Annotated in this window: 22 protein-coding genes; 5 read left to right on the top strand and 17 right to left on the bottom strand. The window is 62.3% G+C overall.

Translation table 11 applies throughout. The annotated features are described in order from the left end of the window. Positions 1-2: 2 nt before the first annotated feature. Positions 3-2,183, top strand: coding sequence for an ATP-dependent DNA helicase DinG (gene dinG / locus EDF71_RS19295; protein WP_133858179.1), 2,181 nt, complete (start codon positions 3-5; stop codon positions 2,181-2,183). 6 nt (positions 2,184-2,189) lie between these two features. Here dinG and EDF71_RS19290 read toward each other — a convergent pair whose 3' ends face one another. Then, positions 2,190-3,098, bottom strand: a complete 909-nt coding sequence (locus EDF71_RS19290) for a pirin family protein (protein ID WP_133858178.1) — start codon at positions 3,096-3,098, stop codon at positions 2,190-2,192. A 312-nt stretch (positions 3,099-3,410) separates the two neighbouring features. On the opposite strand from EDF71_RS19290, the gene EDF71_RS19285 reads away from it, so the two are divergent. Beyond that, a complete protein-coding gene (locus EDF71_RS19285) occupies positions 3,411-3,653 on the top strand; it encodes a hypothetical protein (protein WP_133858177.1) in 243 nt (80 codons plus the stop codon). A gap of 175 nt (positions 3,654-3,828) precedes the next feature. On the opposite strand, the gene EDF71_RS19280 is transcribed toward EDF71_RS19285, so the two are convergent. The 3 genes from EDF71_RS19280 to tkt form a co-directional block, all read right to left on the bottom strand. Continuing rightward, complete coding sequence (locus tag EDF71_RS19280; protein WP_133858176.1) at positions 3,829-4,236, bottom strand: OsmC family protein; 408 nt, start codon at positions 4,234-4,236, stop codon at positions 3,829-3,831. Positions 4,237-4,388: 152 nt separating this feature from the next. Next, on the bottom strand, positions 4,389-5,390 hold the full coding sequence (gene gap / locus EDF71_RS19275) for a type I glyceraldehyde-3-phosphate dehydrogenase (protein WP_133858175.1): 1,002 nt from the start codon (positions 5,388-5,390) through the stop codon (positions 4,389-4,391). Between the two features lie 467 nt (positions 5,391-5,857). After that, positions 5,858-7,897 carry a transketolase gene (tkt, locus tag EDF71_RS19270; protein WP_133858174.1) on the bottom strand — a complete coding sequence of 680 codons (2,040 nt, stop codon included), beginning with the start codon at positions 7,895-7,897 and terminating at the stop codon, positions 5,858-5,860. Positions 7,898-8,114: 217 nt separating this feature from the next. Here tkt and EDF71_RS19265 point away from each other — a divergent pair, with 217 nt between their 5' ends. Then, positions 8,115-8,633 (top strand): PepSY domain-containing protein, encoded by a 519-nt coding sequence (locus EDF71_RS19265; RefSeq protein WP_133858173.1) that lies wholly within the window; start codon positions 8,115-8,117, stop codon positions 8,631-8,633. A gap of 67 nt (positions 8,634-8,700) precedes the next feature. Here the strand turns inward: EDF71_RS19265 and EDF71_RS19260 are convergent, their stop codons facing one another. From EDF71_RS19260 to EDF71_RS19200, 13 genes are all read right to left on the bottom strand, one after another. Further along, the gene (locus tag EDF71_RS19260; RefSeq protein WP_133858172.1) at positions 8,701-9,228 is read right to left on the bottom strand and encodes a GNAT family N-acetyltransferase; all 528 of its coding nucleotides are present in this window, start codon (positions 9,226-9,228) and stop codon (positions 8,701-8,703) included. A gap of 28 nt (positions 9,229-9,256) precedes the next feature. Further along, a complete protein-coding gene (locus EDF71_RS19255) occupies positions 9,257-9,826 on the bottom strand; it encodes a carboxymuconolactone decarboxylase family protein (RefSeq protein WP_133858171.1) in 570 nt (189 codons plus the stop codon). A gap of 34 nt (positions 9,827-9,860) precedes the next feature. Then, on the bottom strand, positions 9,861-11,201 hold the full coding sequence (locus tag EDF71_RS19250; RefSeq protein ID WP_133858170.1) for an aspartate aminotransferase family protein: 1,341 nt from the start codon (positions 11,199-11,201) through the stop codon (positions 9,861-9,863). Between the two features lie 158 nt (positions 11,202-11,359). After that, positions 11,360-11,680 (bottom strand): hypothetical protein, encoded by a 321-nt coding sequence (locus EDF71_RS25475; protein ID WP_243854365.1) that lies wholly within the window; start codon positions 11,678-11,680, stop codon positions 11,360-11,362. Positions 11,681-11,783: 103 nt separating this feature from the next. Continuing rightward, positions 11,784-13,016 carry an ammonium transporter gene (locus EDF71_RS19240; protein ID WP_133858219.1) on the bottom strand — a complete coding sequence of 411 codons (1,233 nt, stop codon included), beginning with the start codon at positions 13,014-13,016 and terminating at the stop codon, positions 11,784-11,786. A gap of 242 nt (positions 13,017-13,258) precedes the next feature. Further along, on the bottom strand, positions 13,259-14,686 hold the full coding sequence (locus tag EDF71_RS19235; RefSeq protein WP_133858169.1) for an FAD-binding oxidoreductase: 1,428 nt from the start codon (positions 14,684-14,686) through the stop codon (positions 13,259-13,261). Positions 14,687-14,820: 134 nt separating this feature from the next. Then, complete coding sequence (gene hutG / locus EDF71_RS19230; protein ID WP_133858168.1) at positions 14,821-15,648, bottom strand: N-formylglutamate deformylase; 828 nt, start codon at positions 15,646-15,648, stop codon at positions 14,821-14,823. Positions 15,649-15,651: 3 nt separating this feature from the next. Next, positions 15,652-17,049: a formimidoylglutamate deiminase gene (locus tag EDF71_RS19225; RefSeq protein ID WP_133858167.1), complete on the bottom strand. Its 1,398-nt coding sequence runs from the start codon at positions 17,047-17,049 to the stop codon at positions 15,652-15,654. Positions 17,050-17,053: 4 nt separating this feature from the next. After that, positions 17,054-17,650, bottom strand: coding sequence for a HutD family protein (locus EDF71_RS19220; RefSeq protein ID WP_243854364.1), 597 nt, complete (start codon positions 17,648-17,650; stop codon positions 17,054-17,056). 10 nt (positions 17,651-17,660) lie between these two features. Beyond that, positions 17,661-18,437, bottom strand: a complete 777-nt coding sequence (locus tag EDF71_RS19215) for an amino acid ABC transporter ATP-binding protein (protein WP_133858166.1) — start codon at positions 18,435-18,437, stop codon at positions 17,661-17,663. After that, the gene (locus EDF71_RS19210; RefSeq protein ID WP_133858165.1) at positions 18,434-19,102 is read right to left on the bottom strand and encodes an amino acid ABC transporter permease; all 669 of its coding nucleotides are present in this window, start codon (positions 19,100-19,102) and stop codon (positions 18,434-18,436) included. The genes EDF71_RS19215 and EDF71_RS19210 overlap by 4 nt, the downstream gene beginning before the upstream one ends. Positions 19,103-19,165: 63 nt before the next feature. Then, complete coding sequence (locus EDF71_RS19205; RefSeq protein WP_133858164.1) at positions 19,166-19,906, bottom strand: transporter substrate-binding domain-containing protein; 741 nt, start codon at positions 19,904-19,906, stop codon at positions 19,166-19,168. A 44-nt stretch (positions 19,907-19,950) separates the two neighbouring features. Then, positions 19,951-20,730, bottom strand: a complete 780-nt coding sequence (locus EDF71_RS19200) for an IclR family transcriptional regulator (RefSeq protein WP_133858163.1) — start codon at positions 20,728-20,730, stop codon at positions 19,951-19,953. Positions 20,731-21,013: 283 nt separating this feature from the next. On the opposite strand from EDF71_RS19200, the gene EDF71_RS19195 reads away from it, so the two are divergent. Together EDF71_RS19195 and EDF71_RS19190 are read left to right on the top strand one after the other, a co-directional pair. Further along, positions 21,014-25,819, top strand: a complete 4,806-nt coding sequence (locus EDF71_RS19195) for a DUF6531 domain-containing protein (RefSeq protein ID WP_133858162.1) — start codon at positions 21,014-21,016, stop codon at positions 25,817-25,819. Positions 25,820-25,824: 5 nt separating this feature from the next. Next, positions 25,825-26,151: a hypothetical protein gene (locus EDF71_RS19190; RefSeq protein ID WP_133858161.1), complete on the top strand. Its 327-nt coding sequence runs from the start codon at positions 25,825-25,827 to the stop codon at positions 26,149-26,151. Positions 26,152-27,000 lie beyond the last annotated feature (849 nt).

Raw genomic sequence — 27,000 nt, 5'->3', positions numbered from 1 at the left:
CTATGTCTAGTTCCGAATGGGCCCGCAGCGCTGTTTCCGCCTTCGATCGCATGGTCAATATCGAGGGTGGCTTTCGCTCGCGCCCCGGCCAGCGGCTGATGGCCGAAAAAGTGGCCGAGACCTTTGCTGCGGCCCAGCTGGGCAAGCTCGAAGAGGACGAAGAGCCGCAACGCGCCATTGCGGTGATCCAGGCCGGCACGGGCGTGGGCAAATCGCTGGCCTATGCGGTGCCTGCCATTGCGATGGCGCTGCAGCGGGGCACCCGGGTGCTGATCTCGACGGCCACGGTGGCGCTCCAGGAGCAGCTGGTGAACAAGGATTTGCCGGCGCTGGCCCAGCAGATGGACCAGCCATTCAAATACGCGCTGGCCAAGGGCCGGGGCCGCTATGTCTGCAAGCTCAAGCTCGAGCGCCTGGCGAGCGTGGCCCAGGGCGATGGCACGGACGGCGGCGAGCCCATCGACGACGATTTCTTTCCCGAAGAAGCCGCGCAGGCGCGCCAGTCACAGCGCAGCCCACAGGAGAATGCGGCGCGCCTGCAGTTCTACACCAGCATGGCCGATGCGCTGACCACCCGGGGCTGGGATGGTGACCGCGACAGCCTGGACACCCCGCCCGAGCCCGAGGTCTGGAGCCCGGTCGCCGCCGAAGGCAGCTCCTGCACCGGCAAGCACTGCCCGGTGTTTGGCAGCTGCACCTATTACGAAAAACGCAAGGACCTGGTCCAGGCCCAGGTGCTGGTGGCCAACCATGATCTGCTGCTGTCCACCTTGGGCGCGCGCCTGCTGCCCGAGCTGGACAACTGCCTGCTGATCCTGGACGAGGCCCACCACCTGCCCGGCACCGCGCTGTCGCAGTTCGCCTGCGAGATGAACCTGAGCCAGCTCACCTGGATCGACAAGCTCGCCAGCCGCGCGCAGCGCGTGGGCGCCTTGGTGGAGGTCAGCGAGATCGCCGACATCCCGCGCCATTCCGCCCAGCTGCGCCAGCATTTGCAGGATTGCGCCAGGCTGTTGATGGACGAATACGGCGAAGGCATGCGCCAGCAGCTGCAATCAGGCGGACGGGGCCCTGCCCGCGTGCGCCTGCCGCGTGGCGAACTGCCGCCCGCACTGGTCGAGCCGCTGGCCCAGGCCGCGCACCACGCCAGCGCTTTTCTGGATGTGCTGCAGGCCATCTCCAAGGCCCTGCGCTCGCAGATGCGCGACCGGCCCGATGAGGCCAAGCGCCTGTCCACCCTGTATGCCCAGGTGGGCAGCCTGGCCCCGCGCCTGGAGGCCGTGCATGACACCACCCAGCTGCTGCTGCAGGATGCGCCCCAGGGCAGCGTGCCGGCGGCCAAGTGGTTCACCCTGGATGTCGTGGGCGATTTTGTGGCGATCAAGGCCTATGCCAGCCCGGTGATCCCCGGCTCCACCCTGCGCCACCATCTCTGGAGCCAGGTGCGCGGCGCCGTGCTCACCTCGGCCACGCTCACCAGCGGCGGCCAATTCGATTTCTTCTTGCGCGAATCGGGCCTCTACAACGACCCGGCCGTCTCCACCCTGGAGGTCGCCAGCCCCTTCAACTATGCCGAGCAAGGCAGCCTGGTCGTCACCGAAACCCAGGCCGACCCGCGCACGCCCCAGCAGTTCACCAGCGAGATGGTGGACGCGCTGCTCGAAGACCTGGCCCAGGTGCAGTCGGGCGGCTTGGTGCTGTTCACCTCGCGCGAGCAGATGCGCCTGGCGGTCGATGCGCTGCCCACGGCCATGCGCCAGCACGTGCTGGTGCAAAACACCTTGCCGCGCAGCCAGCTGCTGCACCAGCACCGCGAGCGCGTTGCCGCAGGCCTGCCCAGCATCATCTTTGGCATGCAAAGCTTTGGTGAGGGGCTGGACCTGCCTGGCGCGCTGTGCGAATCGCTGTTCATCACCAAGCTGCCGTTTGCACCGCCCGATGACCCCGTCGACGAGGCCCGCGCCGAGTGGTTGAAAAACTCGGGCCGCGACCCCTTCAGCGAAATCGTCGTGCCCGCCACCGCCATTCGCCTGGCCCAGTGGGTGGGCCGCGCGATCCGCACCGAGGTGGACCAGGCCCATGTCTACTGCTACGACAAGCGCCTGGTGCGCACCGGCTATGGCCAGCGGCTGCTGGCCAGCCTGCCGCCCTTTACCTTGCACCGCCGCATGGCCAACACCTAAGGTTTATCAGTCCTTGGCGGGTGCCTCGTCCGGGCTGCGCAGATGCACGCCTTCCAGCGAAGGAGGCACCAGCGCCGGCAAGGGTGAGGCCACCGGCGCCCCAAAGCCTTCGCCGTTTTGCCAGTCGCGCAAAAAGCCTTCGATCTCTTCCTGGCTCTGGCCGACAAAGTTCCACCAGATCATCACGCCGCCTTCATAGGGCGTGCCACCCAGCAGAATGCAGCGGCTGCCGGCGCCGCATTGCAGATCCAGGCTCGTCTGCCCATCGGGCAGGTAGACCAGTTCATTGCCCGGGGCCGGCTCGCCGTTGACCTGCAGATCGCCGTACAGGCAGAGCACCGCATACTCAAAATCGGGCCGCAGTGCCAAGGTGGCGCTCGTGGCCTGCGCCGCTTCCATATCGACGGCCACCAGCGGGCTGTGCACTTCGGTGGGCGCCTGCTGGCCCAGCCAGTCGCCGGCCAGCACCGTCATCTGTATGCCCTGCTGCTGCAGCCGGGGCAGCTGCGGGTAATGCTGGAAGCGCGGCGGCATAAAGCGCTGGTCCTTGGGCAGCGCAATCCACAGCTGCACCGCATGAAAGTCCGGCTTGCCCAGGCTTTCTTCCGAATGCGCAATGCCCTTGCCGGCGGTCATCAGGTTGACCTGGCCGGGGCGGATCGGCTGCTCGCTGCCCAGACTGTCGCGGTGCAGGATCTCGCCCTCGATCATCCAGGTAAAGGTCTGCAGACAGGTGTGCGGGTGCGGCCCCACCTGCATGCCAGGGCCGCTCTCAAAGTGCGAGGGGCCCGCGTGGTCCAGAAAACACCATGCGCCCACCATGCGCCGCCCGCGCTGCGGCAGGGCGCGAAGCACCGGCACGCCGCCCACATCGGCCATGCGTCCGGGATAGTGTCTCAATACTTTGGTATCCATATTCAAGCTCCTCTATAGGGGTGCAAAGCACGCGCAAGCCTCGACGAAACAGACCTACACATAAATGCCTTCGGTGTATGGTACAAACAAGTCGTGCGGCGGTGATGACCAGAGAGGGCTTCGCTGCCACATATTCCAACGTGTTAGCGCCCGGCAGCAGCTGGCGCGACGACAGGCTCCCAGGGATTCGCTCTGGCAGCCGGTGCAACTCTCAGATTTGCCAGGTCGTGCTGGCGGCTTCCATGACTCCAGCTTTGCAGCTTAGCCTGCGAGGCTGGAATTCGGTGCCCCCTCATTGAAAGGTGACAACCAATGACGACTCAACACTCCCACAACTACCCCGAGAACTTCAAGGCTCGCGTGGTAGGTATCGTTCAGCACCGCATCGGGGACGGTCAGCTGGAAACCATTCCCACCCCCATGGAAGTCGATGTCTCGACGGCCATTGCCAGCTTTGTGCTGTCCTGGACCATCGAAGGCCAGCCAGTGACCGTGTCGCTGGCCAAGCCCGACTTTGATTACCACATCGACCACAACAATATCGTTGTGCAATAAGAGCGACGACCACGGCCTTTGAAACCTTGCTACAGAGCCGTTAGTTTCACTAACCGCTTTGTACATCGTCTCAAGGTTGTGAGTGTCACTCTGAACGTTTTCAAGCGCTGAAAAGCGCTTTCAGCGGCACGCCGCTTTGTACGGCCTGCGCGCCGTCTCGGGTATCCGGCCAGCCTCAAGCCAGCGCCGTGGTTACCCGCACCTCACCCACCAACAACTTGTGCACCGGGCAGGCTTCTGCAATCTGCTTGAGCCGGCTGCGCTGCTCTTCGCTCAAATCACCTTCCAGCTGAATGCTTCGCACGATGTCGTTGCCCGAGGCGACACTGCCATCGGGGTTCAGCGCCAGCTCCACCTTCACGCCTGTCAGCGGCCAGGCCTTGCGCTGTGCATACATCTGCACCGTAATCGTCGTGCAGGCACCCAGGGCCGACAGCAGCAGCTGCATGGGGCTGGGGGCCGTATCGCCACCGCCAACGGCCTGCGGCTCATCACCATGCCATGCATGGCCTTGGGGGTTGTGCAGATCCACACGGTAGTTGCTGGTCGTGCTCTGTGCCTGGGCTTGTGCCTGCTGCGCCATATCGCTATATCTCCTGGTTCGATAAGCCAATATAGGCCTTTCTGCCCCAACACGGTTGCAAACGGGCACAAAAAAACCAGCGCCGTTGCCGGTGCTGGTTTTGTGTGTCGCATGCCCTGGGCCACAACCCGGGCACAGAGCGCGCGAGGCGCTTACTTGGCGGTGACGACGCGCACCATTTCCAGGCACTTGTTCGAGTAGCCCCACTCGTTGTCGTACCAGGACACGACCTTCACAAAGGTCTTGTCCAGTGCAATACCGGCTTCGGCGTCGAACACCGAGGTGCAGGTCTCGCCACGGAAGTCGGTGGCCACCACCTTGTCTTCGGTGTAACCCAGCACGCCCTTGAGCGCGCCTTGCGACTGGGCCTTCATTTCGGCGCAGATCTCTTCGTAGGTGGCTTCGCTGTTCAGCTCCACGGTCAGGTCGACCACGGACACGTCAGACGTAGGCACGCGGAAGGACATGCCGGTCAGCTTCTTGTTCAGCTCAGGAATCACCACGCCCACGGCCTTGGCAGCGCCGGTGCTCGATGGGATGATGTTTTCCAGAATGCCACGGCCGCCGCGCCAGTCCTTGTTCGACGGGCCGTCCACGGTCTTTTGCGTGGCAGTCGCTGCGTGCACGGTGGTCATCAGGCCGCGCTTGATGCCCCACTTGTCGTTCAGCACCTTGGCCACAGGTGCCAGGCAGTTGGTGGTGCAGGATGCGTTGGAGATGATGGCTTGACCGGCGTAGGTCTTGCAGTTCACGCCAAACACGAACATGGGGGTGTCGTCCTTCGATGGGGCCGACAGAATCACCTTCTTGGCGCCCGCATCGATGTGCTTTTGTGCCGTTTCCTTGGTCAGGAACAGGCCGGTGGACTCGATCACCACGTCGGCGCCGACTTCGTCCCACTTCAGGTTGGCAGGGTCGCGCTCTTGCGTCAGACGGATCTTCTTGCCGTTGACGATCAGGGTGTTGCCTTCGACGGCAACCGTGCCCTGGAAGCGGCCGTGCACGCTGTCGTACTGCAGCATGTAGGCCAGGTAGTCAGGCTCGAGCAGGTCGTTGATCGCAACGATTTCGATATCGGAAAAATTCTGCACTGCAGAGCGCAGCACATTGCGGCCGATACGGCCAAAGCCGTTGATGCCTACCTTGATTGCCATAGTGATCTCCAAGTAATGAAATGCCGCATGCCCCCGGCCTGGGCCACGCTCGCTGCCGTTGGCACCAGGTTGCCGGATGGGCCAGACCTGCCAAGCCGTTGCCAGGGGCACGCTGCAAAGAGCGGTGCGGGGACGGGGCGGTCTGATTTTGCCGCGTATTGTAGAGAACACTGGCCCAACCATGGAATAGTGGGCCATTGCCAGGCAGCCGCTGGGTATCGCCGGGGTGACTGCGGGGACAGATACATCCTCTGACAGAGCAGCGCAGGCCGGGAATGGTCCCCGCCGATGGCCAGCTCCGTTGCAATACCGCCCCAGACGCCGGGCCGCCCCCTCCAACGCCATGACTCTGCCACTCCCGCCCTCTTCCACTGCCACCATCACCCACCAGCAGCCATAAAAAAACGCAGGCTGCAGGCCCTGCGGCCCGCATCCCTGCGTTATTTGGTTGCTGAGGCGCTGAGCGATTAACGCTTTTGCAGGGCCACTTCCACCGTGTTGGCCACGTTGTCGGCGGTAAAGCCAAAGTGCTCGAACAGCACGCCAGCAGGCGCCGATTCGCCGAAGGTATCAATACCTACCACGGCAGCGCAGCCGTACTTCCACCAGAAGTCGGTCACACCCATCTCGACGGCCACGCGCGGCAGGCCGGCGGGCAGCACGCTGCTCTTATAGGCCACCTCTTCGCGGTCGAAGGTGGTCGTGCTCGGCATGGAGACCACGCGCACGGCGATCTTGCGCTCGGCCAGGAGGCGCTGAGCCTTCAGGGCCAGCTGCACTTCGGAGCCGGTGGCGATGATCACGGCTTGCGCCTTCTTGTTCAGGCCGATGTCCGATGGCTCGGACAGCACATAGGCACCGCGGCTGATGTTGCCGATGGCATCACCATTCTTGGGCGCGTAAGGCAGGTTCTGGCGCGACAGCAGCAGGGCCGTAGGCTTGTTGCGGTTGCTCAGTGCCACGCTCCATGCCACGGTGGTTTCAGCGGTATCCGCAGGGCGCCACACATCCAGGTTGGGGATCAGGCGCAGGCTGGCAGCGTGCTCGATCGACTGGTGGGTGGGGCCGTCTTCGCCCAGACCGATGGAGTCGTGGGTGAACACATGCACCACGCGGCGCTTCATCAGCGCAGCCATACGGATGGCATTGCGGCTGTAGTCGCTGAAGGTCAGGAAGGTGCCGCCGTAGGGGATGAAGCCGCCGTGCAGCGCCACGCCGTTCATGATGGCGGCCATGCCGAACTCGCGCACACCGTAGTTGATATGGCGGCCGATCTTGCCGTCTTCGGTCTTGACCACAGCACCGCTGTCGTCCACGCGGAAAGCGGGGGTCGACTTGGTGTTGGTCAGGTTGGAGCCGGTCAGGTCGGCCGAGCCGCCCAGCAGCTCAGGCAGCGCAGCGGTGAAGTCTTCCAGTGCCAGCTGGCTGGCCTTGCGGCTGGCCACGGTCTCGCCCTTGGTGTGGGCTTGGGCCACGGCTTCCACGGCCACTTGGGCAAACTGCTTGGGCAGGTCACCAGCCATGCGGCGCTTCAGCTCAGCGGCCAGCTCGGGGAAGGCCTTGGCGTATTCGGCAAACTGCGCATCCCAGGTGGATTCGGCCTTGGCGCCAAAGGTCTTGTGGTCCCAGGCTTCGTAGACATCGGCAGGGATCTCGAACGGGGCCGAGCTCCAGCCCAGCGCTGCGCGGGTCAGGCCGATTTCTTCGGCACCCAGGGGCTCGCCGTGGGCCTTGCTGGTGTCCTGGCGGTTCGGGCTGCCCTTGCCGATGGAGGTCTTGCAGATGATGAAGGTGGGCTTGTCCGCAACCTTCTTGGCCTTGGCAATCGCGTCGCTCACGGCCTTGGGGTCGTGGCCGTCGATCGGGCCAATCACGTTCCAGCCATAGGCTTCAAAACGCTGGGCGCTGTTGTCCACAAACCAGGGCTGCACCTTGCCGTCGATCGAGATGCCGTTGTCGTCATACAGCGCGATCAGCTTGTTCAGCTTCCAGGCGCCAGCCAGCGCGCAGGCTTCGTGGCTGATGCCTTCCATCAGGCAGCCATCGCCCAGAAACACATAGGTGTGGTGGTCCACCACATCGTGGCCGGGGCGGTTGAATTCAGCCGCCAGCAGCTTTTCTGCCAGCGCAAAGCCCACCGCATTGGTGATGCCCTGGCCCAGCGGGCCGGTGGTCGTCTCGATGCCGGGGGTGATGTCCACTTCAGGGTGGCCAGGGGTCTTGCTGTGCAGCTGGCGGAAGTTCTTCAGCTCGCTGATCGGCAGGTCGTAGCCGGTCAGGTGCAGCAGCGCGTAGATCAGCATGGAGCCGTGGCCGTTCGACAGGATGAAACGGTCGCGGTTGATCCACTGGGGGTTGAGCGGGTTGTGCTTGAGGTGCTTGCTCCACAAGGCCACTGCCATATCGGCCATGCCCATCGGCGCGCCAGGGTGGCCGGAATTGGCTTGTTGAACGGCATCCATTGCGAGTGCGCGGATCGCATTCGCCATATTCTGATTGTTGACCATGGGAGTGGAGGAAGAAAAAAGCGACAAAGGCCGCATTTTAGCGGCCTGCTGTTGCCGCTGTCCGGCATGGCAGTCTTGGCCTACGGCTGTGCAGGGCCACCACCTACTCCAACGGCCTTGACAAACACTGACAATGCGCAAGCTATCGCCAATAAAAATCTATTAATATTATTTATACCGACTATCGTTTATCAGCTTCCGCTTGAAAGGATTGACCATGCAACGCACCCTCTCCACCACCGCTCTGGCCTTGACGCTTGCCCTGGCGTCGCTGAGCGGCAGCGCCTTTGCCAGCACCGCAGAGAAGATCGCCGCCGTGCAAGCGGCGCGTTTGGATCTGACGCAGGCCATCCAAAGCGCACAGAGCCAGCATGGCCTCAAGGTCTTGCAAGCCGAGATCGACACCAAGAAAAAGCAGCCCATCTACGAAGTCAGCGGCATCAACGCCCAAGGCCGTGAGATCAAGCTCAAGTTCAGCGCGCTGGACGCCGCCCAGGTGCTGGAAAACAAGGACGACGGTGCCGCCGAGAAAAAGGACACCGACCGCCTGGCCGCTGCCAAGATCAGCATCAGCGACGCCATCGCCACTGCGCTGAAGCACACCCCCGGCAAGGCCATCGAGGTGGACCTGGACGACCACCTGGGCGTGCTGACCTATGACGTGAAGATCATCAACGCGGCCAACACCGAGGTGGAAGTGCGCGTGCATGCCATCAACGGCAACATCCACCAGTAAGCGGGTCGCGCAGCAAGCCGCCCCGGCCAGCCATGCGCTGGCCTTTTTTTGCGTCTGGTGTTTGGCCTCAGGCCAGGGCTTGCGCCATGTACTGCGCATCCTCGCCATAGCTGTGCAGGGCATCCCGCTCCTGGGCCGACCAGGGCAGCAGCGGCGCATAGCCCTTGCGCTGCCAATACGGCTGCGAGCCCATCACAGAGACCAAGGCCGAGTAGCGCAGCCCATCGGCCTGTGCCTGTTGCAGCATGGCCTGCAGCAGCGCAGAGGCCAGGCCCTCACCAGCGCGCGCCGGGGCCACGGCCATGTCATGCAGGTACAGGGTATCGGCGGGTGCTGCACAGGCAAAGCCGCCATGCAGGGGCGTCACCTTGCCCAGCACAGAGTGGTAGGCGGCAAGATAGGCCAGCACCTCAGCGCCTTGCACGATGACCAGCGAGCACTGCACCGGGCTGGCCAAGCGCGCCGCATACAGCGCGGCGCTCTCCAAAAAGTCCGCGCCATAGCAGGCCAGTTGCACCTGCATCAGGCCATCCAGGTGCTGCGCGGTCAGGGGTTCAAGGGACCAGCGGGGCTGGTCGTGGGAAGAGAAACGCATCGGCCGATTGTCGGCGATGCCACAGCGATCAGCCCAAAGGCGCCAGCGGCTGCGCCGTGGATGCCGGCACCGTGGTGCGCGCCGCATTCATCACCATCGACAGCAGGCTGTAGTAGCCATTGATACCGATCAGGTCCATCACGCCCTTGTCGCCAAACCGCTGCTGGGCCCGGGCCCAGGTCGCGTCGCTCACCTGGCGCTGCTGGTGCAGCTCGATGCAGAAGTCATGCACAACGGCTTCGTCCTCAGGCATGGTCTCGGGGCGGCGGCCTTGGGCCACGGCATCCACGGTCGCCTGGCTCACGCCTTCGCGCAGCGCAATCGGCGCATGGATGGCCCATTCCACCTGCTGCGTCCACTGCCGGGCCGTGACCAGAATGGCCAGCTCGGTCAGGCGCACACCGATGGCGCTGCGGTAGCGCAGGTACTCGCCCAGACGCTGGGTGTGGTCCATCAACTCGGGGCTGCGCAGCAAAGGCACAAAGGGCGATATCAGCGCGCCGCGCGGGCCATCGATGATGGGCTGGGCATAGCGGCGCTGTTCTTCGCTCCAAGCCTCGGGGGGCAAGGGCGGCAGGCGGTCCTGGGTAGGCGTCATCGGGCGGGTTCTTTCAGATCGTTTCGGGGGCGTTTCAGGCAGCGACCGGCTGCTGGGCCAGCACTTTGTCGATGGCATCGCCCAGGCGCTCCACCACCTGGTCCAGTTCGGCTTCGCTGCTGATAAAGGGCGGCGCCAGCAGCACATGGTCACCATGCAGACCGTCAATCGTGCCACCCATGGGATAGCACAGCAAGCCATGGGCCATGGCCTGGGCCTTGACCTTGGCATGCAGCTTGAACGCCGGGTCAAACGTGGCCTTGCTGCTGCGATCCTGCACCAGCTCCACCCCCCAGAACAGCCCCCGGCCCCGGATATCGCCGACATGGGGGTGCGCGTCAAAGCGGGCATGCAGCTGCTTTTGCAGGTAGGCGCCACGCGCCAGCACCTGGGGCAGCAACTGGTCACGCTGAATCACCTGCTGCACCGCCAGTGCGGCGGCCGCCGCCATCGCATGGCCGATATAGGTATGGCCATGCTGGAACATGCCGCTGCCGCGCCGCATGGCCTCGACGACCTTGCGCTGCGCCAGCACCGCGCCAATCGGCTGGTAGCCGCCACCCAGGCCCTTGGCAATGGTCATCAGGTCGGGGCTGATGCCCTCTTGCTCCACCGCATGCAGGCTGCCGGTGCGGCCCATGCCGCACATCACCTCGTCAGCAATCAGCAAGATGCCATAGCGGTCGCAGAGCGCACGCAGGCCCTGCCAGTAACCCGCAGGGGCGGCCACCGCGCCCAAGGTCGCGCCCACCACCGGCTCGGCCACAAAGGCGATCACCTTGTCCGGGCCCAGCGCTTGGAACTTGGCATCGATCTCGGCCAGCAGACGCGCCACATAGGCGGGCTGGCTCTCGCCGTCCAGGCGATCGCGGTATTCATAGGCCGGGGCCACGCGGCCCACGTCCATCAGGATGGGGGCAAACTGCTTGCGGCGCCATTCATTGCCGCCCACGGCCAAGGCACCCAGGGTGTTGCCGTGGTAGCTTTGGCGGCGCGCGACAAAGTGCGTGCGCTCGGGCTGGCCGATCTCGACAAAATACTGGCGTGCCATTTTCAGCGCGGCTTCCACCGCCTCGGAGCCGCCGGAAACAAAGTAGACATCCGTCATGCCGGCGGGCGCATGCGCGACCAGGTGGTCGGCCAGCGCCTCTTGCACCTCGGTGGTGAAAAAGCTGGTGTGGGCATAGGCCAGCTGGTCGAGCTGGCGGTGCATCGCCGCCAGCACATCCGGGTGCGCATGGCCCAGGCAGGACACCGCTGCCCCGCCACTGGCATCCAGGTAGGCCTTGCCGGCCTGGTCAAACAACGCCACGCCTTTGCCGCCCACCGCGACAAGAGGAACCTGGGCCAGAGAACGATGGATGACATGGCTCATGCGAGCACTCCTTCACAATGCGACACCAGCCCTGCGCCGGCAGCGATACGCATAGTATAAGGATCATTTGTATTTTTTCAATACATTAATGGATCATTTGTTCCGTTTCGATCTATTTCTGTTCCCGGGCTTCCCCTTCCCTCCCTCTCGCTATCCCTTCAACGCAAGCCGCCTACATAGCGCTTGGCACTCGCCACCAGGCCCGGCGCAGCAGCATCCGCTGCCGGCCCCGCCACCGCAGCGCCCAAGGTGGCGGCCGCCGGTGCTGGCGCGCCCGGCAAGCTGGCGGCAAAACGCAGCGCCAGCCGCTCCAGCTCTGCGTCCTGGTGGCTGCGGGCATGGTTCAGCGCAAACTGGGCCATGGCCTGGCCATACGCGGTATCGCTGGCCATCCACTCGGTATCGGTGACCCGGCCCGTCTTGCGGCGCAGCGCCACATGCAAATGCGCGGCGATGGCCAGGCGTTCACTGTCGTTCATACAAGCTCCTCCGTGGCAGAACCTGATGGGCCGGCTGCGCAGCCAAGGCGGCGCAGCCGGGTAGCGCGGCGGCACAGTGCAGCGCCGCACATCTCAATTCAACTCAGTTTTGGCTTTCCTGGTGCAGGCTGACATCCAGCCCATCCAGCTCCTGCTGCGTGGTCACCCGCAAAGGCAGAACCACACGGATCAAGGTCAGCAAAATGGCAGTGCCCACTGCGCTGTAAATCGCCACCGCCGCCACTGCGACCAGCTGGTTCAGCACCGTGGCATCCACCCCGGCAATGGCGCGGTCGGCAAACACGGCGGTGAGCAGCGAGCCGGCAATGCCGCCCACGCCGTGCACACCAAATACATCGAGCGAGTCATCCACACCCAGGCGGCGCTTGAGCCAGGTAGCGCCCCAAAAGCAGGCCACGCCGGCGATCAGGCCAATCGCCACCGCGCCGCCCAGCTGTACAAAACCGGCAGCCGGTGTGATGGCCACCAGACCACCAATCAGACCCGAGAGCACGCCCAGCAAGGTCGGCGCGCCGCGCACCCACCACTCGACCAGCATCCAGGACAGCGCACCAGCCGCAGCGGCCACCATGGTGACCAGCATGGCCAGCGCGGCCCGGCCATCGGCCGACAGCGCCGAGCCGGCATTGAAGCCAAACCAGCCAATCAGCAGCAGCGCTGCGCCCATCGCCGTCCAGCCCAGGCTGTGGGGCTCAAAGGCCTGGCGGCCATAGCCCTGGCGCCGGCCCAGCATGGCCGCGCAGACGAGCGCTGATACCCCCGCATTGACGTGCACCACCGCGCCACCGGCAAAGTCCAGCGCGCCCAGCTTGTTGAGCCAGCCATCGCTCTCCCACACCCAGTGGGCCACCGGCGCATAGACCAGCACGCTCCACAGCGCCGAGAACAGCAGCAGCGCCGAAAAGCGCATGCGCTCGACCACGGCGCCAATGATCAAGGTGGTGGTGATGACGGCAAAGGCCATCTGGAACAGCGCATACAGCGACTCGGGCAGATGGGGCGCCAGGTGGCTGACCGACACGGTGCCGGCCGCCGCATCCAGCCGCATGGACGAGAACCAGGCCCGGTCCAGCCCGCCCAGCCAGGCCGATGACTTGCTGAAGGCCAGCGAGTAGCCCAGCGCAAACCAGGTGAGCGCCACCACGGCCGCCACCGCAAACACCGCTACCATCGTGTTGACCACGTTCTTGCGCCGCACCAGCCCGGCATAGAAGAGCGCAATGCCCGGCAGTGTCATCAGCAACACCAGCACCGTAGAGACCAAGAGCCAGGCCGTATCGGCCTTGTCAATCGCAGCCATCTGCACCATTTGCATGCCATCCCATTTGTACGTTGTCATCCATTGCGGGTTTGTTTCAAAAGGTAGCAGTTTCTATGCCATGGGCCGGGAAAGCGCCTGGATACGGGGCCTGCGGGCATGTGGCGTGCTGGCCAGGCTGCCGGCTAAAGCCAGATCGCACCACATCGGTGCCCTGGGCCATGGACCAGCCCCCAAAAGCAAACCGGCGCATGCATTGCTGCAGGCGCCGGCTCTGTAGGCAGGGGCTAGAACGGACTTCAGTCCGCCGCCAACACCTTGCCTGGGTTCATCAACCCCAGCGGATCGAGCGCCTGCTTGATCGCCCGCATCGCAGCCAACTCTTGCGAGGTGCGGCTAAAGCCCAGGTAGGGCATCTTGTGCAGGCCAATGCCATGCTCGGCCGATACGCTGCCCTGGAACTGCTGCACCAGGCCGTACAGCACGGCCTCCAGCGCCTCGTCCTCGCCATTGATGGTTTGGCTGTCGGTGGTGACATGCAGATTGCCGTCGCCCACATGGCCAAAGAACAGGCTGTGGTGGCCGGGCCAGCGCGCATCAAACGCGGCGCGGCAGGCAGCGGCAAAGCGGCCAATGTCCACCTGGGGCAGGCTGACGTCAAAGTTCACCGGTGGGTGCATGTATGCGGTCATCTCGGCCGGTGCCTCGCGCAGCTTCCACAGGCTCCTGGCCTGCTCGCTCGATTGCGCAATCACCGCATCCACCACCTCGCCAGCCTCCATGGCCTCGCCCAAGGCCTCTTCCACCGCAGCGCGCAGCGCGGCCTCGTCCTTGCCGTCCACATCGATCAGCGCCTGCAGCGGGTGCTGCTCGGCAAACGCGGGCTGCAGCTTTTGCCACTGGATGGAGGTCTGCACAAAGTCGCTCCACATCAGCTCGAACGCGGCCACGCTGTTGCCAAAACGGGCCTGCATGCGCGCCAGCACCGCCAGCGCCTCGTCAAAGCCCGGCAGGGCCACCATGCAGGTGGCCTTGGCCTGCGGTGCGGGCCGCAGGCGCAGCAGCACGCGGGTGATGATGCCCAGGGTTCCCTCGGCACCGATAAAGAACTGCTTGAGGTCGTAGCCGGTGTTGTTCTTCAGCATGGGGCGCAGCATCGGCAGCACCGTGCCATCGGCCAGCACCACCTCCAGTCCCAGCACCTGCTCGCGCATCATGCCGTTTTGCAGCACGCCATTGCCGCCCGCATTGGTGGAGACATTGCCGCCAATCTGGCAGCTGCCGCGCGCGCCCAGGTCCACGCCAAACACCCAGCCGGCCGCCACGGCCGCTTCCTGCACCGTCTGCAGGCTCACCCCGGACTGCACGGTCATCAGGCCGGTGCGCGCATTCACGTCCTCGATCTGGTGCATGCGGTCCATCGCCACCGCCACACCCTGGGCCACTGGCACGGCCGCGCCGGCCAGCCCGGTCAGACCGCCCTGGGGCACCACCGGCACCCGGTGGGCATGGCAGATGCGCAACAAGGCGCTGACCTCGTCCGTGCTGCGCGGGCGCAGCAGCGCCAGCGGCGGCACCGGCGGCGTGCCGCTCCAGTCGGTCCAGTACTTCTGCGGGATGGCGTCGGCGCCGCGCGAAAAGCCGTTGGGGCCCAGCGCTTGCACAAGGTCGGTCCAGAAAGCCGCCGCAGGAGCGGCTGCCGCGTTGTCGGTGCGAGAGGTAGTCATAGCCCGCTATTGTCGGGCGGTTTGTCTGGCAGACGCGGCCTGTCAGCAGCAAAACCTGCTGGGCCAGTACAGCAAAAAACGGCATCCCCGGCCTGCCCTGCAAGCCGGGGATACCGTTTGCGGAGGTGTCGGGATCAGCGTGCCGATTGCTGCACGTAGGCCAGCAAGGTCTCCACCATGCGGCGCACATGGGGCTGCACCTTGGCGGCCACGGCCGGCAGGTAATCAAAGGGCATGTGCTCCTGCATATAGCTGCTCTGCGTCATCTCCAGCTGGATGGCATGCACGTTCTGCGCTGGCTGGCCGTAGTGGCGCGTGATGTAGCCGCCCTGAAAGCGGCCATTAAGCACGCTGCTGAAGCCGTCGACCTCGCCATTGCGCGCCTCGGCCAGCAGCGCTTCGCCCAGGCCTTCGCCGCAGCTGGCGCCCTTGTTGGTGCCCAGGTTCAGATCGGGCAGCTTGCCCTCAAAAAAGCGTGGCAGCACCGACTGGATCGAATGCGCATCCCACAGGCCCGCGGCGCCATGCAGCGCCTGGATGCGGGCCAGCTCGGCGGCCAGCTGGTCGTGGTAGGGCTTCCAGACCTGGTCGCGGCGCTGGGCAATCTCGGCATCATCGGGCTGCAGCGCGGCGCTTTGGTAGACGGGGGTGTCGGCAAAGGTGTCCACCGGGCACAGGCCGGTCACGCTCTGGCCGGGGTAGAGGCTGGCGCCATCGGGGGGACGGTTCATGTCCACCACCAGGCGCGAATGCGTGGCCACCAGGGTCGAGGCACCGATCTCCTGCGCAAAGGCATAGAGCAGCGGCAGGTGCCAGTCGGTGTCATGCACCTCGCGCGCTTCGGGCGTAAAGCGCTCGGCCAGCGTGGGCGGCACATAGGTGCCCACATGGGGGAAGGAGATCAGCAGCGGCGCCGTGCCTTGGCGGAACTCGAAGGCGGCGCGGTCGGTTTCAAAATGCATGGATCATGGCTCCTGAAGAAGTTCGGTACGTGCGGCGACAAAGCCGCGCTGCGCGCTCTGGTGCAGCGGGTGGCGGCCTTCGGCCACGCGGCACTGGCCGCCCACCCAGACACGGGCCACCGCACTGCTGCGGCTGCTGGCAAACACATGGGCATCGAGCTGCTCGGCCGCCGGCAAGCCAGCCAGTGCCAGGTGCTGGCCATCGAGCTCCACCCAATCAGCCTGCTGGCCCACGGCCAGGCCGGCCACCGCACGGCCACTGGCCTGCGCGCCACCCTGCACCGCTGCCAGCAGCATATGGCTGCCCACATGGGGCTGCTGGGCGCTGGCCGCCACATTGCGTTGCTGCGATTGCAGGCGCTGGCTGTACTCCAGCATCATCAGCTCTTCGGCGGCGTTCACGCCGATATGGCTGTCCGAGCCAATGCCCCAGCGGCCATTGCCGGCCTGCCAGCGCGGCAGGTCGAAGATGCCATCGCCCAGGTTGGCTTCCGTCAGCGGACACAGGCCTGCCACCGCTTGCGATACGGCTGCGGCTGCGTATTCGGCCTCGTCCATGTGCGTGGCATGCACTAGGCACCAGCGCGCGTCCACCGGCATATGGTCCAGCAACCAGGCCACCGGGCGCTGGCCACTCCAGGCCACGCAGGCATTCACCTCCGCCATTTGCTCGGCAATGTGGATGTGTACGGGTGCCTGGGCATTCAGCGCATGCAGGCCCTGCACGGCCTCCTGCAAGGCCTGGGGCGCCACGGCGCGCAGCGAATGCGGCGCCAGGCCCAGAGCCGCGCCTTGGGCGTTGCAGGCGGGGGCCAAGGTCTCCAGCAGGCGCAGCATGTTATCGGTGCTGCGGATAAAGCGCTTTTGCCCCTCATTGGGCGCCTGGCCGCCAAAGCCGCTGTTCTGGTACAGCACCGGCAGCAAGGTGATGCCGATGCCCGCCGTGTGCGCCGCACGCAGCAGCGCCAGGCTCAACTCGCCATCTGGCGCATAGGCCTGGCCGTCCGGCTGGTGGTGCAGGTAGTGGAACTCGCAGACGCTGGTGTAGCCCGCTTCCAGCATCTCGATGTAGAGCCAGGTGGCAATCGCCTCCAGGTGCTGGGGCCCCAGCCGGGCCGCAAAGCGGTACATCAGATTGCGCCAGCTCCAAAAGCTGTCCTGCGCCTGGCCGCGGAACTCCGACAGCCCGGCAAAGCCGCGCTGGAAGGCATGCGAATGCAAGTTGGGCATGCCCGGCAGCACCGGGCCGGCGGCCTGCGCCACGCCAGCGCAGTGGGTCGCATCGACCCCGGTTTCGACAGACGTGAAGCGGCCTTGCGCATCCCAGCGCAGCAGCACGTTCTGGGCCCAGCCGCTGGGCAGCAGGGCCTGAGCGGCAAACAATTGATTATGGGTATTCATCGCATCAGACACCGGGTGCTACCTCCTGCAGCGCGACGGCGATCAGCAGGGCATCGTCGCTGCTGGCATCCAGCTGCAGAGGCTCGTTGAGCGCAGCGGTCCAGTACAGGCCGTCTTCGCCACCGGCCGTCAATGTGGCCGGCTGCGCAGGCAAGCGCCAGCTGCCGGCCCGCGCCAGCAGCATGCCCTGGGCACTGGTCAGTGCCAGGCTGCCACCTCGGTGGATGGTGACCTGCGCCTGCACCCGGCCGCGCCGGGTCATCACATTCAGATCCTGCGAGGCGCCACCCAGCAGCTGGCAGTCCAGCGCCACATCGCCTGAGAAGGCGAAGGGCTGCAGGCAGTGCTGCAGCAGATGGTCCACACTCCCATCGGCCGCTTGCAAATGCACGCCATCACCACCGAGCAAGGTGATGATGCGGTCGATGCCCGCAAAGGCCGAGAACGGCCCGCTGCTGGCAATTTGCGCAATGCTGATGCGCCAGGCAAAACTGTCGATACTCGCGCCAGGCGGCCAGCACAGTACCTCCTGGGTGGTGCCGCCGCCGTTCTTCCATGGCGTAGCGGGCAGCGCGCTGCTGCTGAAAAATTGCATGCTCATAGCTACCCGTTTATTGCTTGGTCAACACGGCCTGCAAAAAGCTGCGCGTGCGCTCCTTGGTCGGGTTGCTGAAGATGGTCTGCGGGTCACCGGCTTCGATGATGCCGCCGCCATCCATGACGACGACCACATCGGCCACTTCCTTGGCAAAGCCCATTTCATGGGTCACCACCATCATGGTCATGCCCTCGGCCGCCAGCATCTTCATCACCTGCAGCACCTCGCCCACCAGCTCGGGATCGAGCGCCGAGGTCGGCTCGTCAAACAGCATCACCTTGGGCCGCATGGCCAGTGCACGGGCAATGGCCACGCGCTGCTTTTGCCCACCCGACAGGCTGCCGGGCATGGCATCGGCCTTGTGGCCCAGGCCCACTTTTTTCAGCAGGTCATGCGCCAGCGCATCGGCATCCTTGCGGCCCAGGCCGTGGAGCTTGCGCGGGCCCAGGGTCACGTTGTCCAGCACGGACAGGTGCGGGAACAGGTTGAAGGACTGGAACACCATGCCCACTTCTTCGCGCAGCGCGTTCAGAGCTTTCTCGGGCAGCATCTGGCCGTCCTGCACCAGGGTGCGGCCGCAGATCTCGACACTGCCGCCTTGCGGCACTTCCAGGCCATTGCAGCAGCGCAGAAAGGTGCTCTTGCCCGAGCCGCTGGGGCCGATGACGACCACCACTTGTTGGGGCTTGACATCGAAGTCGATGCCGTCGAGCACCACATGCTCGCCAAAGGCCTTGCGCAGCCCACGGATGCGGACCATGGATTCGGAATTCAACGGAGCTGCGGTCATTGCACCATGCCTCCAGCGCGCATGCGCTTTTCAAAATGGCGCAGTGCCAAGGTGGTCACGCCGGTCAACACAAAATAAATCACGGCAATCGCCAAATACACTTCCAGCGAGCGGTAGGACACGCTGATGATCTTCTGGCCCTGGTGCATCACATCGTGGATGGTGAGCAGCGAGACCAGCGCCGAGTTCTTGATCAGCGCAATGAACTCGTTGCCCAGCGGCGGAATCATGCGCACGATGGCCTGGGGCAGGATCACCGAGGCCATGGCCTGGCCGGACGACATGCCGATGGAGCGCGCGGCTTCCATCTGGCCGCGATCAATGGACTGGATGGCGCCGCGCACCACCTCGGACACATAGGCGCCCGAGTAGATGCCCAGGCCCAGCACGCCGCAGGCAAAGGCCGGCAGCATGATGCCGAACTGCGGCAGGCCGAAGAACAGAATGAACAGCTGCACCAAGAGCGGCGTGCCCCGGATGACGGCCACGTAGGCCGTGCAGATGCCGTAGATGATCCTGTTCTTCGGGTTGAGCCGGCCAATGCCGATCAGCAGACCCATCACGCAACCCAGTACCAGCGCTGCGGCCGTGATCTCCACCGTCACCGCTGCGCCGCGCAGCAGATCGGGCCACCCTGCCCAGACGGGCGAAAAATCCAAATCCATAGTCAATCCTGTCGTCTCAGATCAGCGCACTGCCTGGGCAGCGCGCTGCGGCACCCTTGCCTATTACTTGCTGCTGGGGAACCACTTGTCCACGATGGCCTTGTAGCCACCGTCGGCCTTGAGCTGCTCCAGCGCCTTGTTCACCGCGGCGGTCAGCTCGGGCGTGTCCTTGCGGATGGCCATGCCGTATTCCTCGGTGGTGATCTGCTCGGCCAGCACCTTCATGCCGCCACGGGTGCGGTTGTACTGGAAGGCGGCGGGCTTGCCGGTCACAGCGGCATCGGCGCGGCCGATATCGACCAGGTTGAACATTTCCTGGTTCTTTTCCACCTCGACGCGCTGCACCTTCGGGAAGTGCTCGGTCAGGTAGCCCACCGACTTGGTGCCCACCTGCACCGAGACCTTCTTGCCATCCAGATCGCTCAGCTTGGTGATGGGGCTGCCTTCCTTGACCATGGCCACCAGGCCGCCGGCGTAGTAAGGCTGGGTAAAGTCCACCACCTTCTTGCGCTCATCGGTGATGTAGATGGCCGAGACGGCCATGTCGTAGCGCTTGGCGATCAGACCGGGCACCAGGCCCTTGAAGTCGATATCCACCCATTCGACTTTCTTGCCCATCTTGGCCGCAACGGCCTCGACGAGCTCGACGTCAAAACCGGTCTTCTTGCCGTTTTCGACAAATTCCATGGGTGGGAAGGTGGCATCAGTGGCCACGCGCAGCACATTGTTCTGGGCAAAGGCAGCGCCTGCACCACAGGCCAGGGCGATCAAAGAGGTCTTCAAGACCAGGCGACGGAAGTTCATGGGAGAGTCCTTTATCAATTCAAGTACCAAGCAAAATCTCAATGTCATCCAGCCAGACTGCGGGAGATGCGGGCCGCCGCTGCCAACGTAGCCTGCACCAGCTGGGCTTGCTGGTGCTGCACACGCTGCTGGGGCGCCATCAGGCTGAGCGCTGCCACGGCGCGGCGGCCGCTGGCAAACACCGGCACGCTGCAACCCCAGACACCGGCATCGACCTGGCCCACCGTGGTGATGTAGCCCTGCGTGCGCAGCTCCTGCAGCTCGGCAGCGGCCTCGGCGCGGGCGGAGCTGCCTTCGCCGTAGTGCTGGTTCAGCAGCGCTTCGCGTTGCACGGCGGGCAGATAGGCCAGCACGCATTTGGCCGATGCCCCGACCTTCAACGGCACGCTGCTGCCCTTGTCAAAGGAGCAGCGCAGCGACAGCGGGCTTTCCACCATGTCCAGGCACACGGCCTGGCCATTGGCTGCGACCAGCAGGCCTGCGCTTTCCTGGGTCTGCTGCGACAGCTGCACCAGCACGGGGCGGGCCACATGCACCAAATGGGAGCCATCGTCAAAGCCACGCGCCAGCTGCAGGCCCAGCGGCCCGGGCGCATACAGCGCACCGCTGTCGGCCACAAAGCCAAAGCGCTTGAGGCGCGCGAGCTGCCGGTACAGGCTGCTGCGGGGCAAACCAGTGCCCTGCATCAGCTCGTTGGCCGACAGCGGCCGCCCGGCGCAGGCGAGAACCGCCAGCACCTGCAGCACCCGATCAGCCGCCGACACCTCGGAACCCGGGGTATCCGCTGCCGTAGGCTCGTTCGCCAAAAACTCTGTAGCATCCATTCGCAATTCCCATTCCTCGGGACTAGTGACAATGAAGATCTTGCAAGATCAATGCCAGAATTGTCGAATTGCTCTCTGCATTGCACCCTAGCGCAAACCCTAGGTCGGAATTGAATGGCGAATTCAATTCCCATTTAATGGGAATTTGAAATGTAAATTCCCTTTGAAGACTTGCGTTTGAGACATGCCATGCTGAGTCTTCTTGATGCAATGCCAGACCCTATTGAAATTGTTAATATGGTAGTTTTGAACTATCATTTTTCAATTTTTGATAGGAGTCCGCATGTCAGGAAAGCCAGCAGCTCGCATCGACGACAAAGTCAAATATGCGCGAATCGTCACCGGTTCACGCACGGTGCTGATCGGTACCCAAGGCGGCGTGGCGTGCTCGGTCTGTCCGGGCGGCAAGGCAGTCGGCAATCCCGTCAATCCGCAGCTGGGGGCCAAGGTTCTGTCCGGCGCCTCTGACTTGGATTTCGCATTTCCAGGCGCCATGCCCCTGGTCTGGCAGCGCCAGTACAGCAGCTATGTCAACGCGCAGCATGGCGGGCATTGCGGGGTGTTGGGCTATGGCTGGGGGCTGCCAACGGATTTGCGCATCAAGGTGGAGGCAAGCGCCACTCTATTGCACGACAGCCAGGGCCGCACGATCACCTTTGATGCCTTGGCAGCAGGTGAGTCGATCTACAGCCCCAGCGAAGATATCTGGCTGCTGCGCTCTGGCTGGCATCCAGGCAATCTGACGCACGATCTGGCGGCCATGACCGGGCCCGCCAAGTTCACCGAGGCAGGTGCTGCAGATAGCTTTGAAGCCCCACCCCCGCGTAGCGAGCAGGCACCCTTGTGGTGGCAGGGCCGCTTTTCTTGGGTTCGGCGCGATATGGCTTGCGGGGATTTGATGATCCTGGCGGCCAATGGGAGCGGAGATACCGTCTGGGTATTTGGCCCGGCCAACTGGCAGGCGATTGAAGCGGCGCGCAAAGCGATCCATGAACAGAAGACCGCAGGCAAACCGGTCACTGTCACCGAGCTGGATATCGATTCAAACTGGATTTTGCTGGGCAAGGTTGACCGCCTGGGCCGCTCCCAGCGCTACCACTGGACCAAAGTGTTGGGCCAGGAGCGCATCACCACCATCGACGATGGTGTGGGCCGAGGCTACCAGCTGCACTACACGCAGGCTATTGCTGCGCAGGATGCCCAGCACTTCCACCACAAGAGCACTGATGAAGACAGGCAGGAAGACGAGCACTTCTTCTGGCAAGCCGACAGTGGTGTGCGTCTGTCAAAGGTCGATCTGTATCGCGACCCTTTGGCCCCCATGCTGCAGACCAAGCCCACCACCTTGGTGCACTACAGCTACAGCACTGAGGGTGATTTAGTGTCTGTCACCAACCGCCACGGCCAAGTGGTGCGCCGCTTTGCCTGGCGCAACCACTTGATGATTGCCCACCAGGAGCGCAGCGGGCCGGAGCACCACTATGCGTATGACCGGTATGAGCCAGGCGGCCAAGCCATCGAGCAGCGCAACCAAGAGGGCTTGGATTACAAGTTCGACTACCAAGAGCTACCGGAGGTCGATGGTCAGCCTCGAAGAGCATGTGTCGTCACGGACAGCTTGGGCCGGGTCGATAAATACATCTTTCAGGGTGAAGCAGGGCTGCAGCGCCTCGTAGAACACACCCGGGCTGATGGGAGCACCATCAAACGCAAGTACAACCAGTACGGTCATCTCAGCGAAGTCACCGACCCTCTTGGCCGCAGCGTGTACATGGCCGTCAGCCCCATGGGTCAGTTGCTGGCAACCCAGGGCCCCGATGGCTCCCGCAGCAGCCAGCGTTTTGACGACACGACCAACCTGCTGCAAAGCAGCACCGATGCCGCTGGCCGCACCACCCACTACGAGTACGACTTCCACAACCGCCTGACGCGGGTGACCTTGCCGGATGGCAGTAGCGAGCAATACCACTACTCCAACATCACCGGCGGCCCCGCAGACCTGGCGACCCGCGCCAATTCCGACAAGCCCATCCGCATCACCGATGCCAATGGTCGCGACAAACATATTGCCTACACCCCCACGGGCCAAACTGCCAGCTACACCGATTGCTCCGGTCAAAGCACCCACTACGAATACAGCCGCTGGGGCCAGACCACGGCGGTGCGTAACGCGCTGGGCGAGCGGGTGGCCTACGAATACAACGAGGAGGACCAGCTGCGGACGGTGCACTACCCCGATGGGGGCAAGGAGCACTACAGCTATGACGCTCGGGGCCAGGTGGTGGAAGTCAAAGCCGGGCGCCGTGATGACAGAGACAGCAAAACCCCCATCAGCACTACGGCACCGAGCGTTCGCATGGCCTATGACCTCTGGGGCCGCCTCACCAGCCGCAGCCACGCGGGCCAGCACCTGGGCTTTGCCTACGACACGGCCGGGCGCCTGACCCAGCTCACCAACGAGAACGGCGAGCACACCCGCTTTGCATGGGATGTGATGGACCGGCTTAGCCAGGAGACCGGCTTTGATGCGCGGGTGCAGAGCTACCAATACGACGCGGCTGGCCAGCTTGTCCAATCCAGCGATGGATGGGCTGCAGAGCAAGGCCTGCCAGCGCACACCAGCCATTACGAATGGATCATCACCGGCCAATTGGCGGCCCGCCATCTACCAGCAACCGACCTGCTGCCCGCCACCACCCAACGCTATGAATGGGGCAAAGTGGGTGAGTTGCTGCAGGCGAGCGTGTGGCACCAAACAGAAACTGGCAGCGAAGGCCCAAGCCAACGTCCAGCCCAAGAAGGCATCTTGCAAAGCCAAGCCGTCATCGAACGCGATGCAGCCGGCCGGGTCGTCGGCGAAGTCCAGCGCCTCTACAAAACCCCCACCCAGGACGAACTGCAAGACCGGTTCTTTACCCCCGAGATCGAGTTTGAACACCGCATCAGCCACCAGCTAGACGCCCTGGGCCACCGCCAAGGCAGCCAGCTCCAAGGCCTGGGCAACGTCGGCTACCTGCTCTACGGCGCAGGTCACGTGCACGACATCACCTGGCAAGGCGAGAGCCTGGTGAACTTTGAGCGCGACGCGCTGCACCGAGAGATTCACCGCCAAGTTCTCACCGACATCAATAGCCAAGCGCCCGGCGAGAACACCGCCAAACCCCTCTACCGCAAGCTCAGCTGGGATGCAGCCGGGCGCATGGAAACGATGCAGTGGATGGGCCTGGAGCAAGGCAGCGCGCTGGATGACATGCTTGCCACGCCCGGTGGGCAAGCCCCGATCCGCGTTCCGCCAACCTTGCTAGGCGCCATGACCGCCCGCCAGTACTACTACGACAGCCTGGGCCAGATGGTCGGTATGCGCAGCCATGCCGGCATCAGCCGCTTTGCCTACGACGGAGCAGGACGCCTGACCGGCGCGCACACGCCGCATGCTGGCTCCCAGCGCTGGCAGTTCGACCCGGCGGGCAACCGGCTACCCATCGCAGGCCCAGAAACCCAGCCCACCGCAGCCGACGCCATCACCGGCCACCTCAACGAAACCGACCGCCTGCGCGCCCAGCAACGCGCAGCCGCCCAAGCCAACCCCATCACCAAAGAGCAACTGCTGCGCAGCGACTTCAACCCGCTCCAAGCGAACCCAGATCCCTCTCTCCACCAGCCCCTGCACACCAGCAAACGCTGGGCCGGTAACCGTGTGGCCTATTACGAGAACCAGGAAGACGCGAGCAGCCAAGGGGCAAAGATTCACTACCAATATGACAGCCGAGGCAATCGCACCCAAAGCCTGGACGAGGCCACGGGCCGCAAGCTGGAGCTGGCGTATGACAGTGGCAACCAGTTGGTGCAGGTAGTCGTTGAAGAAGCAGGTCAGCGCCACACTCAGAGCTACCGATACGACGCGTTTGGGCGGCGTCTTGCCAAGTACAACGCGCCGAGCAATGCCGGATCAAGCGAAGAGAAAGAAACCGATTACTTCGGCTGGGACGGCGACCGCTTGATCCACACCGAGCGCTTTAACAGCGCGAACCTGCAGGACAGCGAAGGCGCTGCCCGACCCGAAGTCATCCACACCATCTACGAGCCCGGGTCGTTTACCCCGCTGATCCAGCTGCGCAGAGCCACCAAAGCCGAACCAGACCTGGGCGAACAGTTGCTCGCCAACACCTCTCCAGGCGTGGTGCAAGACGCCTTGCGCAAAGCCCTGGCAGATATCAAAGAGCTCAGCGCCACTCTGCCCCAAAACATCGCCTTTAAGTCCATGTCCAAGGATGTGCAGATCTTTATGCGCGAGCAGCTGCAGGAGTATGAGCAAACCTTGAGCGACCAACGCAAAGAAGCTGCAGAAAAAGTCGAGATCCGCCACTACCTCTGCGACCACCTGGGCACGCCCAATGCCTTGATCCGGGAAGACAGCCGGCTGGACTGGGCGGTGCAATTAGATGCTTGGGGGAATGTGCGGGCGGAGCATAACCCGGGGAAGTTGTACCAACCAATTCGGTTGCCGGGACAGCATGCGGATGGGGTGACGGGGCTTTATTACAACCGGCATCGGTATTATGAGTCGGAGATTGGAGACTACATAAATCAAGATCCGATTGGTTTGCTCGGAGGGATCCAAACAAGTGGATATGTTCGTAGTCCATTAATGAAATCTGATTCTTTAGGGCTTATAGAAGAACTTGCTCACGTTTGGAATATCGGACCATTAGATGCATGGAATACAAGAGCTGATAATTCAGAAGCATTTAAAAGGACTAGAGAAAAATTTCCTCCAAGTGAACGCCATAATGGTACCGGAGACGCTTTCAGACATTGCTACTGGTCTTGCTTGATGAGTATAAGGATGGGTGTGGATCAAGCTAAAAAGGTGGGTGACACGCACGAGGTATATGGTACAAAAGAATTACAGCCGAAAAAAGAGGAAATTATGGATTATCACAATAACAGTAAAGGTCGGGAGCGCTCCGTTTTATCAAAAGATAAAAACGACTGTGAAATGAAATGCGACGAGAAATTGGGCAATGGAGAGCTATGGTTTATCGATAAATCAACAGGATTGCTTGATACGGCGATAAAAATACCGTGATCATTATGGCAAAGAGCTCTCTAGTTATTTTTCTTTCATTACTTCTGTTGATTCAGGATTCCACGATCGATTTAAATGAATCCGATTATATTTGTGTTTTCCCTCCATATACCGAAAAATCAGATATAGAAAAGGAAATAAAAAAATATGCTACATCATTTAAGATAATGCGCTATTTTGAACCTTCTATAAGCGATGTAAAAGTGACTCATGCAGTAATTCATAACAAAAAACTTATATTAATAAGAACCGAAAAAAGAAAAAACTGGTTGGAGTATGAAGAGGGCTGTCGCAAAAATCGAGAATCCACATCCACCGAATCTCTACATTGATAGATCACTGACACGCAAACGAAGACAAGTGCCGAGAACATCAACCTGCACGTATTGTAGAAAGCGGCTTATATATTAAGCTAAGTAGATAAAAAATCATCAACTAATGAAACCCCTCATTAACTACAAGTCAACATCAACCCTTTCCTTGATTGGCTGCAAAACATTGCAATTCCTGATTTCTTCATGCATGACATAGAAGACAAATACTCCAATCAGCAATCAAAATCAGTCATTCAATACGACAAATAACTTTATTCAACAAATTATTAAAGAATCTTCTGAATAGAAGCTTCATCATTATATAAAAATTAAAATCAGCAGGCTTTATCTTTTGCAGAGTTAAAACCGTTCCAACCTCATATTCAATGATATCGATCATGTTAAGCAAAAAATTATTTGCTTACTTCACAATGTCATTTGTAATTTCGATTGTCATGCTAAAAGTGGGCTTTGCATTTATTCATTCTGGAATATACATACTTATAATCCTTAGCCCTGCATACTTTTATATTGAAAACAACGGGGATGCATCAAATCCATCGCTTAAGCATCTCGCGATATATATGACTACTCAAGCTTTATATTATTTTATTGCGATGAAAACTTATCTTTTCTTCAGATACAAACTAAACAAACATGGCTGATCATCCAATGACGGCCTTGGTATTCAGACAGGATTAAAGCTAAATTTCTGCAATGCGAGAATCAGAGAGTAAATTCACGCAGTGAAGCGAGGCCATCGAAATGAATTCTCTTAAACGGTGAAGACTATATGGGCTTTCACAGTTTCAAACCCTAATGCGGATTTGCTTTGCACCAATAGCCAAATAGCGTTGCAGCGCCCTG

Source organism: Comamonas sp. JUb58 (assembly GCF_004364775.1).
GTDB lineage: Bacteria > Pseudomonadota > Gammaproteobacteria > Burkholderiales > Burkholderiaceae_C > Comamonas.
This window is presented reverse-complemented; position numbering and strand designations above follow the sequence as displayed.